Below are 9,839 nucleotides of genomic sequence, written 5' to 3'. Positions count from 1 at the left end.
TCCGGATGGATCTCGAACGGCTCCCCGATGATGTCCCCCACCGTCATCCGCGGGTTCAACGAGGTGTACGGGTCCTGGAACACCATCTGGATGTTGCGACGGACCGCCTTCAGCGCCCGCCCCGACAGCCGCGCGATGTCCTCGCCCTTGTACAGCACCTGACCGGACGTCGCCCGCTCCAGGTTCATCAGCACCTTCGCGAGCGTCGACTTCCCGCACCCCGACTCACCCACGATGCCCAGCGTCTCGCCCTGGTGGAGGGTGAACGACACGCCGTCGACGGCCTTGACGGCGCCGACCTGCTTCTTGAGGAGGATGCCCTGGGTGAGCGGGAAGTGCTTGACCAGGTCCCGGACTTCGAGGATCGGCTCAGCCACGGAGGGTCTCCTTCCAGAAGTGGCAGGCGCTTCCGCGGCCCACCAGCTCGGCGCCGTCCGCGTCGGTGACCCGGTGCAGGGCCGGGACGTCGGTACGGCACACGTCCTGCGCCATCTCGCAGCGCGGGTTGAAGGCGCAGCCCGAGGGGATGCGCAGCAGGTTCGGCGGGAGGCCCTTGATCGCGTAGAGCTCCTGGCCCTTCTGGTCCAGGCGCGGGATCGACTGCAGCAGCCCCTTGGTGTACGGGTGGGCGGGGTTCTTGTACAGCTCGTGCACCGGCGCGGTCTCCACGATCCGCCCCGCGTACATCACCGCGATCTTGTCCGCCACGTCCGCCACCACACCCAGGTCGTGCGTGATCAGGATCAGGCCCATCCGGTACTCGCGCTGCAGCTCCGCGAGGAGGTCCATGACCTGGGCCTGGACGGTGACGTCCAGGGCGGTGGTCGGCTCGTCCGCGATGATCAGGTCCGGCTCCAGCGCCAGCGCCATCGCGATCATGATCCGCTGCCGCATGCCGCCCGAGAACTGGTGCGGGTACTGGTCCACCCGCTCCTTGGCGGCCGGGATGCGGACCCGGTCCATCAGCTCGACGGCCTTCGCCCTGGCGTCCTTCTTGGACATGCCCTGGTGGACGCGGAACATCTCGCCCAGCTGGTAGCCGACCGTCAGCACCGGGTTCAGCGACGACAGCGCGTCCTGGAAGATCATGGCGATCTTCTGCCCGCGGATCCTCCGCCGCTGCTCGGTGCTCATCTTGAGCATGTCCTCGCCGCGGTAGAGGATCTCGCCCTTGGCGATCCGCCCCGGGGGCATGTCGAGGATGCCCATGATGGTCTGGGCGGTCACGGACTTGCCCGAGCCGGACTCGCCCAGCACCGCCAGCGTCTCGCCCGCGCTGACGCTGTAGTTGACGCCGTTGACCGCCTGGGCGACCCCCTCACGGGTCACGAACTCGACGTGCAGGTCGCGCACCTCGAGCAGCGGAGCGGTGTCCGCCGCCGCCGGGTTCCCGGCCGGGTTCGTCTTCTCGATGGTGGTCATGAGATGCCCCCTCTCAGCGGAGCTTGGGGTCGAGGGCGTCGCGGACCGCGTCGCCGAGCATGATGAACGCCAGCACCGTGATGCTCAGCATGCCTGCGGGGAAGAAGAGCACGTGCGGAGCGGTCCGGATGACGTTCTGGGCCGAGGAGATGTCGATGCCCCAGGAGACGGTCGGGTCCTGCAGTCCGATGCCCAGGTAGGACAGGGTCGCCTCGGTGGAGATGTAGCCGCCGAGGGCGATGGTCGCGACGACGATCACCGGGGCGATCGCGTTCGGCAGGATGTGCCGCAGCAGGATGCGGGTGGTGCCGGCGCCCAGGGCCTTGGCGGCGGTCACGTAGTCCGCCTCCTTGACCGTGACCACGGAGCCGCGCATGACGCGGGCCATCTGGGTCCAGCCCAGCGCGCCGAGGGCGAGCACGACGGTCCACACCGTGCGGTGGGTGAAGGCGTTGAGGACCACCAGGCAGCCGAGGAGCAGCGGGATGCCGAAGAAGATGTCGGTGAGCCGGGAGACCAGGGTGTCGAGCCAGCCGCCGAAGTAGCCGGCCAGCATGCCGAGCAGGCCGCCCAGCACGGTGACGAAGGCGGTGACGCAGAGGCCGACGATCACCGAGGCGCGGGCGCCGTAGAGGACGCGGGCGTAGATGCTGCGGCCCTGGCCGTCGTAGCCGAACCAGTCGGCGCCGAAGACGTGGCCGTAGTCGGCCGCGCCGAGGTAGTGGTGCTGCAGGTCGGCGTCGCGCGGACCGACCGAGGTGAACAGGCTCGGCCAGAGCGTGATGACGACGAGCAGCAGGATCAGCGCGGCGGAGACCACGAAGAACGGGTTGCGCCGCAGGTCCCGCCAGGCGTCGGACCAGAGGCTGCGCGGCTTTCCGGCCTTGGCCGGGGCGGTCGCGGGGGCGGAGGCGGAGCCGGGGACCGCCGCCTCCTTCTCGATCACGTCAGGCATACCGGATCCTCGGGTCCAGGACCGCGTAGAGCAGGTCGACGAGCAGGCTGGAGATCAGGTACACGATCACCAGCACGGAGACGATGCCGACCACGGTCGGCCCCTCGGACGCCCGGATCGCGCGGTAGAGCGCGTTGCCGACGCCCTGCACGTTGAAGATGCCCTCGGTCACGATCGCGCCGCCCATCAGGGCGCCGAGGTCGGTGCCCAGGAAGGTGACGACGGGGATCAGCGAGTTGCGCAGCAGGTGGTTGACGATGATGCGGCGCCGGGGCAGGCCCTTGGCCATCGCGGTGCGCATGTAGTCGGCGCGGACGTTCTCGACCAGCGAGGTGCGGGTCAGCCGGGCGACGTACGCGAGGGAGAGCGAGGCCAGCACGAACGCCGGGAGGAGGAGCTGGCCGAGGTTGTTGGAGTCCTGGACGGTGGGGGTGGTCCAGGCCAGGGTGATGCCGAAGACGGTGCTGCAGATGTAGCCGATCACGAAGACCGGGACGGAGATCACGAGGAGCGTGAACACCAGGACCAGCTTGTCCGCCAGCTTGCCGCGCCGCAGGCCGGCCAGCAGGCCGAGGGCGAGGCCGACCACGATCTCGATGACGAAGGCCAGCAGCGCCAGGCGGATCGTCACCGGGAACGCCTGCGAGAGCACCTGGGAGACCTCGACGCCGCCGAAGGTCTGGCCGAGGTGGCCCTGCATGAGCTGCCACACGTAGAGGGGGTAGTGCTGCCACCAGGGCATGTCGAGGTGGTACTGGTGCCGCAGGTGGGCCACGGTGGCCGGGTCGGCCGCGTGGTCGCCGAACATCGCCTTGATGGGGTCGCCCGGGAGCGAGTACACCATCATGAAGACGAGAAAGGTGGTCCCGAGGAACACCGGGATCATCTGGAGCAGTCGCCGCGCGACGTAGCGCCCCATCGTGCCTCCAAGTCAGTCGGGGTCGGCCGCCTGGCCCCGGGCCCCCGTCGGGGGTCGGGGCCGGGCGGCCGTCCCGCTGGTCGTTCCGGTCGGCGCGGAGCCGGGCCGATTACTTCTTCTTGACCTCGACCTGGGTGAAGACCGGGTTGCCGAAGGAGTCGTACTTCACGTTCTGCACGCTGGTGGAGTAGCCGGTGGTCGACTTGTAGTACCAGAGCGGGATGGACGGCATGTCCTTGGCCAGCTGGGCCTCGGCCTGCTGGTAGAGCGCCACGGTCTCGTCGATGCTGGTCGCCTTGTCGGCGGCGTGGGCCAGCTTGTCGAACTCGGGGCTGGAGTAGCCGCCGTCGTTCGCGTCCGCGCCGCTGACGTAGATGTCCTTGAGGAAGTTGGCGTTCAGCGGGTAGTCCTGCACCCAGCCGGACCGCATGAGGCTGGTGACCTTCTTCTGCGTGATGATGTCGCGCGCGGTCTTGAAGTCCGGCTTCGGGTCGCCGGTGCAGTCGACACCGGTGGCCTGGCGGATGCTGTTGCAGACCGCGTCCACCCACTCCTTGTGGGAGCCGTCGGCGTTGTACAGGATGGTGATCTTGTTGCCGGGGACGCCGCCGCCCTGCTTGATCAGCTCCTTGGCCTTGGCCGGGTCGTACTTGCACGCGTCGCCGCAGCTGCCGGCCTTGTAGCCGGCGACGCCCGGCGGCACCCAGCCGTCGGCGGGCTGGCGGGAGCCCTGGAGCACCGTCTTGGTGATGGTGTCGCGGTCGATCGCCATGGAGAGGCCCTGGCGGACGAGGTTCTTGTCCTTGCCCTGCCAGTCCTTGTTGTACATGGCGAAGGAGATGGCCTGGATGGCGCCCTGCGGCTGGTCCACGGCGCGGCTGCCGAGGTCCGTCTTGTAGGTGGCCAGCGCGTTGGCGGGCACCAGGTCCATCACGTCGAGGGTGTTGGACAGCAGCTCCTGGTACGCGGCCTCGCCGGTGGCCTCGACCTTGAAGAAGACGCCGCCGTTCTTCGGCTTGTCCACGCCGGCGTACTTGTCGTACGCGGCGACGGTGACGCCCTTGTTGTGCTCCCACTTGACGAACTTGTAGGGGCCGTCGCCGATCGGCTGCTGGCCGTACTTCTTCGGGTCGGTGAAGAAGGCCTTGGGCAGCGGCGAGAAGGCGGAGTAGCCGAGCTTGTACTCGTAGTACGAGACCGGGGCCGAGAGCTCGATGGTGAAGGTGTGGTCGTCCAGGACCTTCAGGCCCGACATGGTGTCGCTCTTCGGGTCGCCCTTGTCCGGGTGGACGTCGGAGTAGCCCTTGATGTCGGAGAACCAGAAGCTGTTGATCTGGTTGTTCTTGACGTTGGCCGACCAGTTCCAGGAGTCCACGAAGGAGTGGGCGGTGACCGGCTCGCCGTTGTGGAAGGTCCAGCCGGACTTCAGCTTGACGGTCCAGGTCTTGGAGTCCTTGGTGGTGATGGAGTCCGCAACCTGGTTGCGGATCTTGCCCGTCGCCGGGTCGTAGTCCACCAGGCCCTTGAAGATGCTCTGGATGATGCGGCCGCCACCGACCTCCATGGCGTTCGCCGGCTGGAGCGGGTTCTGCGGCTCGCTGCTCTGGTAGCTGAAGGTGCCCTTGGGGTCGACCGCCGCATTGGAACCGCTGCCGCTGCCACTACCGGCGTTGCCGCCGCAAGCGGTCGCCGCGAGGGCGACGGCAGCAGCCGCCATGGCCCACTTGGCCTGGGTAGCACCGCGCATGGGGATGCCTCCTGAGAGAAAGGTTCGTCACGTGGAGGGCGCCGGCGGCCTGCGACCACTGTGTCGCGGATGACCGTCGCTCTCCTCGCTCGAGGTTCGGCGCGCACCCCTGCGCGTGACCCTTGACCCGAGCACAACGTCACCCACTATCCGTCACCGTGGGACACGGAAATGCCGATTCCGGATTTCAATTTGGTCACGTGCGGCATGTAAAGGTTTCTTATTTCGGACATTACAGACATAGACAGACAGTCACGAAACGGACAGTTGCCATCCATGACGGACGGTGAACGCCGATATCCGTGCATCCGGGCACGGGATCCGCTACGCGCGTCGACAGCGGAGCGTGAAGAAGCCCCCGGATGCAGGACCGCACCGGGGGCTTCGGGGCACGCCGCGCCGCCGGCCGCCCGAGGGGGGCGGCGGCCGGCGGCACGGCGGCGGGGTCGGAGCGGAGGTCAGCCCTTCTTGGCGCGCGAGGTCGCGCGGCCGCGCTCCTTCTGGTCCAGGACGACCTTGCGGATCCGCACGGTCTCCGGGGTCACCTCGATGCACTCGTCCTCGCGGCAGAACTCCAGGGACTGCTCCAGGGAGAGCTTGCGCGGCGGCACCAGCGACTCGGCGACGTCGGCGTTCGAGGAGCGCATGTTGGTGAGCTTCTTCTCCTTGGTGATGTTGACGTCCATGTCGTCGGCGCGGGAGTTCTCACCGACGATCATGCCCTCGTAGACCTCGGTGCCCGGCTCCACGAAGAGGGTGCCGCGCTCCTGGAGGTTGGTCATCGCGAAGGCGGTGACCGGGCCGGAGCGGTCGGCCACCAGCGAGCCGCTGCTGCGGGTGCGCAGCTCGCCGAACCACGGCTCGTGGCCCTCGAAGATCGAGTGCGCGATGCCGGTGCCGCGGGTGTCGGTGAGGAACTCGGTCCGGAAGCCGATCAGGCCGCGGGCGGGCACCACGAACTCCATGCGGACCCAGCCGGACCCGTGGTTGGTCATGGTCTCCATGCGGCCCTTGCGGGTCGCCATGAGCTGGGTGATCGCGCCCAGGTACTCCTCCGGGCAGTCGATGGTCATCCGCTCGACCGGCTCGTGCACCTTGCCGTCGACCAGCTTGGTGACCACCTGCGGCTTGCCGACGGTCAGCTCGAAGCCCTCCCGGCGCATGGTCTCCACCAGGATCGCCAGCGCCAGCTCGCCGCGGCCCTGCACCTCCCAGGCGTCGGGGCGCTCGGTGGGCAGCACGCGGAGCGAGACGTTGCCGACGAGCTCGCGGTCCAGGCGGTCCTTGACCAGGCGGGCGGTGACCTTGTGGCCCTTGCCGCCCTTGCCGACCAGCGGGGAGGTGTTGGTGCCGATGGTCATCGAGATCGCGGGCTCGTCGACCGTGATCAGCGGCAGCGCGACCGGGTTCTCCGGGTCGGCCAGGGTCTCGCCGATCATGATCTCCGGGATGCCCGCCACCGCGCAGATGTCGCCCGGGCCCGCCTTCTCGGCCGGCTTGCGGGTGAGCGCCTCGGTCATGAGGAGCTCGGTGATGCGGACGTTCTGGATCGAGCCGTCGCGCCGGATCCAGGCGACGGTCTGGCCCTTCTTGAGCTCGCCCTGCTCCACGCGGCACAGCGCGATGCGGCCGAGGAAGTTGTCGGCGTCCAGGTTGGTGACGTGGGCCTGGAGCGGCGCCTCCGCGTCGTACTCGGGGGCCGGCACGTGCTCCAGGATGGTGGAGAAGAACGGCTCCAGGCTGTCGCTGTCGGCCGGGACGGTGCCGTCCTCGGGCTTGGTCAGCGAGGCGACACCGTCGCGGGCGCACGCGTAGACGATCGGGAACTCGATCTGGTCCTCGGTGGCGTCCAGGTCGAGGAAGAGGTCGTAGGTCTCGTTGACGACCTCGTCGATCCGGGCGTCCGGACGGTCGGTCTTGTTGATGCAGAGGATGACCGGCAGCTTCGCCTGGAGCGCCTTGCGCAGCACGAAGCGGGTCTGCGGGAGCGGGCCCTCGGAGGCGTCCACCAGCAGCACCACCGCGTCCACCATCGACAGGCCGCGCTCGACCTCGCCGCCGAAGTCGGCGTGGCCGGGGGTGTCGATGATGTTGATGACGATCGGCTCGCCGCCGTCCTTGGGGTGGTACCGGACGGCGGTGTTCTTCGCGAGAATGGTGATGCCCTTCTCACGCTCCAGGTCGTTGGAGTCCATCACCCGGTCGTCCACGTGCTGGTGGGCGGCGAAGGCGCCCGCCTGCTTCAGCATGGCGTCGACCAGGGTCGTCTTGCCGTGGTCGACGTGGGCGACGATGGCGACGTTGCGGATGTCATTGCGCGTGGGCATGCGGAGCGGTCTCTCCCGGATCGTGGATCGTGGCGCCCCGGCCTGCTACCGGTCCACCTGCCGGGCCCGAACACGCCACGGCTTCCTCCCATGGTACGGGGACAGGGTGAACCCGGCCGAAACGGCCGCCCTCCGGACAGGGCCCCGGGCCGCGCCCGTGCCCGCACCGTCCGTGACACGCGTCCGCCCGCCCGGCGGTTCCCGGGCGGGCGGACGGGGCGGGCGGACGGGGCGGGGGGGTGCGGCCGCGCCGGGGCCGGCTACGAGCTCAGGCGGAAGCCCATGTCCTGGAAGCGCGGGGTGGCGAAGCCGAAGGCCCCGACCCCGGCGACCGTGTCGCGGACCGCGACGACCTCGGGGCGCTGGAAGAGCGGCAGGGAGGGGGCGAGCTCCCAGATCCGCGCGTCGGCCTGCTGGAGCGCCCGGTCCGCCTCCGCAGGGTCGAGGGCGGACGCCGCACGGTCGAGCAGGCCGTCGATCTCGTCGGTGCCGGTGCGGGCGTAGTTGAGGCCCACGGCGGGCAGCCCGTCGGGCCCGGGCTGCGGCTTGGCGAACAGGGCGCGCTCGTCGGCGGCCGTCCCGGGGCTCGCCGGCCAGGAGAAGAGCGCCAGGTCGAAGTCGCCGGCCGCGAGGTGGTCGGTGAAGAAGCCCTCGCCGTCCACGGCGCGCGGGACCGCGGCGATGCCCACCCTCGCCAGGTCCGCGGCGACGGCGGCGGCGATGCGGCGGGCGGTGGCCGAGCCGGCGGGGATCATCAGGTCGAGGGTGAGCGGCCTGCCGTCCCGGGCGCGGACCGCGGCGGGCAGGGCGGCGGCGGGGGTCGCGGCCGGACCGGAGGCGGGGGTCGCGGCCCGGCCGGAGGCGGGGGTCGCGGCCCGGCCGGAGGCGAGGGCCGCGCGCGCGACCGCCGGGGACGCCGAGGAGGAGCCGGAGGAGGCGGGGGCGGACGGCGACGCGGGCCGCGAGGCGGAGGCCCGCACGGAGGCGGAGGCCGCCGGGGAGGTCGAGGCGACCGGGGCGGCCGGGGCCGTCGAGGGGGCGGGGCCCCCGCTGCCGGTGGCCGCCGGGGAGGCGGGGACGGCGGGGACGGCGCTCGCGACGGGCGCGCCCCTCCGCCAGCCGGCCGCCTCCAGCAGCGCGGCGGCCGCCGCACGGTCGGTGCCGCCGAGGGCCGCGGTGTTGTCCCGGTAGCCGGCCTGGTCGGACATGACCAGGTGGTTGCCGAGGGTCACGGCGGGCAGCCCGAACGGCTTCAGCACCGCGTCGGCGATGCTCTGCCGGTCCACGGCGCGGGCCACGGCCTGCCGCACCCGGGGGTCGGCGAGGGGGCCGCGGCCGCCGTTGAGGGTGAGCTGGGTCCAGGCGGCGCCCGCGGCCCGGCGCAGGTGGAAGCCGGGGAGGGCCTGGGCCCGCTTCCAGGCGGCCCCGGCCGCGTCGGCGGAGTCCGCGGCGGCGGCGGGGACGGCCGTGCCGGAGGACGCGGGGGCGCCGGGGGCACCCGCGGCGTCCAGGGCCCGGTCCAGGGGGGCGACGTCCAGGCGGTCGCGGTCCAGGTCGTCCAGGCGCCGGGCGGCCGGGACGGCGAGCAGGTCGATCCGCTCCAGCCGGGCCCGGTCACCCCACCAGGACGGGTTGCGCAGCAGGGTGACCCGGCCCGCCTTCCGGTCCACCGCGCCCACCCGGAACGGCCCGGCGGAGACGGCGAGGCCGTTGCGGGAGCCGCCGTTGAAGGCCTCGGCGGTCCGCGTGGCGGCGGCCGGGTACAGGGGGGTGAACAGGCCCTGCCAGTGCGCGCACGGCTGCCGGAAGACGACCCTGACCTGGTGCGGGTCGTCGCCCTGCGTCACGGACTCGATGGCGGCGTACCCCGCCGCGCCGCTGCCCCAGTAGGCGGCGTCGGCGCCGCGGAGCGCCTTCCACTGGGCGGCGAAGTCGGCCGCGGACAGGGGCTTGCCGTCGCTCCAGACCGCGCGGGGGTTGAGGCGGTAGACGACGGTCTGCCGGGGGTGGCCGTCGCCGGGCGCGGCGGAGTCGGCGGAGGCCAGGTAGTCGGGGTCCGGGGTGGCGCGGGCGTGGTCGTCGAGGCGGAAGAGGGTGGGCAGCGCGGCCTGGGCGACGAGTCCGGCGGCGGGGCCGGAGCCGGGCTGGAAGACGTTGAACGTGGCGGGGACGGCGTCCACCGCCCACCGCAGGGTGCCGCCCTCGCGCAGGTCGGAGCGGTCGGCCGTGGGCACATCGGAGGCGACGGGGGACGGGGCGGAGTCCGAGCAGGCGGCGAGGCCCACGCCCAGGGCGACGGAGAGGAGGAGCGCCGCGGTGCCCGCCGGCCGGCGGGGGCGGCGGGGGGCGGTCCCTGCGGGGCGGTTCGGTCCGTCCCCGGGGTCCTGGACGTCCTGGATGATGGGCACGCTCTCCTCCTCGGGCCGCGGCTGCCGCCGCGGCCCGCGCCGGCGCACCGGCCGCCCCGTA

General features: G+C 71.5%; 7 protein-coding genes. All 7 read right to left on the bottom strand.

Translation table 11 applies throughout. From position 1 onward, the window contains the following. Window positions 1–377, bottom strand: a 377-nt coding sequence (locus ACFY07_RS15480; RefSeq protein ID WP_390869107.1) for an ATP-binding cassette domain-containing protein, incomplete at its 3' end; no start/stop codon positions are given. After that, on the bottom strand, window positions 370–1,422 hold the full coding sequence (locus ACFY07_RS15475) for an ABC transporter ATP-binding protein (protein ID WP_390869106.1): 1,053 nt from the start codon (window positions 1,420–1,422) through the stop codon (window positions 370–372). The genes ACFY07_RS15475 and ACFY07_RS15480, both read right to left, overlap by 8 nt. Before the next feature lie 13 nt (window positions 1,423–1,435). Beyond that, on the bottom strand, window positions 1,436–2,377 hold the full coding sequence (locus tag ACFY07_RS15470) for an ABC transporter permease (protein ID WP_230747126.1): 942 nt from the start codon (window positions 2,375–2,377) through the stop codon (window positions 1,436–1,438). Continuing rightward, window positions 2,370–3,296: an ABC transporter permease gene (locus ACFY07_RS15465; RefSeq protein ID WP_390869105.1), complete on the bottom strand. Its 927-nt coding sequence runs from the start codon at window positions 3,294–3,296 to the stop codon at window positions 2,370–2,372. Before ACFY07_RS15465 ends, ACFY07_RS15470 begins: the two co-directional genes overlap by 8 nt. Window positions 3,297–3,405: 109 nt before the next feature. Then, the gene (locus ACFY07_RS15460) at window positions 3,406–5,043 is read right to left on the bottom strand and encodes an ABC transporter substrate-binding protein (RefSeq protein WP_390869104.1); all 1,638 of its coding nucleotides are present in this window, start codon (window positions 5,041–5,043) and stop codon (window positions 3,406–3,408) included. Window positions 5,044–5,501: 458 nt separating this feature from the next. Next, window positions 5,502–7,370: a translational GTPase TypA gene (typA, locus tag ACFY07_RS15455; RefSeq protein WP_230747120.1), complete on the bottom strand. Its 1,869-nt coding sequence runs from the start codon at window positions 7,368–7,370 to the stop codon at window positions 5,502–5,504. A 260-nt stretch (window positions 7,371–7,630) separates the two neighbouring features. After that, window positions 7,631–9,778, bottom strand: a complete 2,148-nt coding sequence (locus tag ACFY07_RS15450; protein ID WP_390869103.1) for an ABC transporter family substrate-binding protein — start codon at window positions 9,776–9,778, stop codon at window positions 7,631–7,633. Window positions 9,779–9,839 lie beyond the last annotated feature (61 nt).

Origin of the sequence: Streptomyces sp. NPDC001380 (genome assembly GCF_042895785.1) — a bacterium.
GTDB lineage: Bacteria > Actinomycetota > Actinomycetes > Streptomycetales > Streptomycetaceae > Peterkaempfera.
The sequence above is the reverse complement of the archived record's forward strand: the minus strand, read 5'-3'. Positions and strand labels throughout refer to the sequence as shown.

What these genes read in the sequence shown, in the direction of transcription:
- ACFY07_RS15465 (WP_390869105.1), bottom strand. Translation starts at nt 3,296, where the DNA reads ATGGGGCGCTACGTCGCGCGGCGACTGCTCCAGATGATCCCGGTGTTC.
- ACFY07_RS15475 (WP_390869106.1), bottom strand. Translation starts at nt 1,422, where the DNA reads ATGACCACCATCGAGAAGACGAACCCGGCCGGGAACCCGGCGGCGGCG.
- ACFY07_RS15470 (WP_230747126.1), bottom strand. Translation starts at nt 2,377, where the DNA reads ATGCCTGACGTGATCGAGAAGGAGGCGGCGGTCCCCGGCTCCGCCTCC.
- ACFY07_RS15460 (WP_390869104.1), bottom strand. Translation starts at nt 5,043, where the DNA reads ATGCGCGGTGCTACCCAGGCCAAGTGGGCCATGGCGGCTGCTGCCGTC.
- typA (WP_230747120.1), bottom strand. Translation starts at nt 7,370, where the DNA reads ATGCCCACGCGCAATGACATCCGCAACGTCGCCATCGTCGCCCACGTC.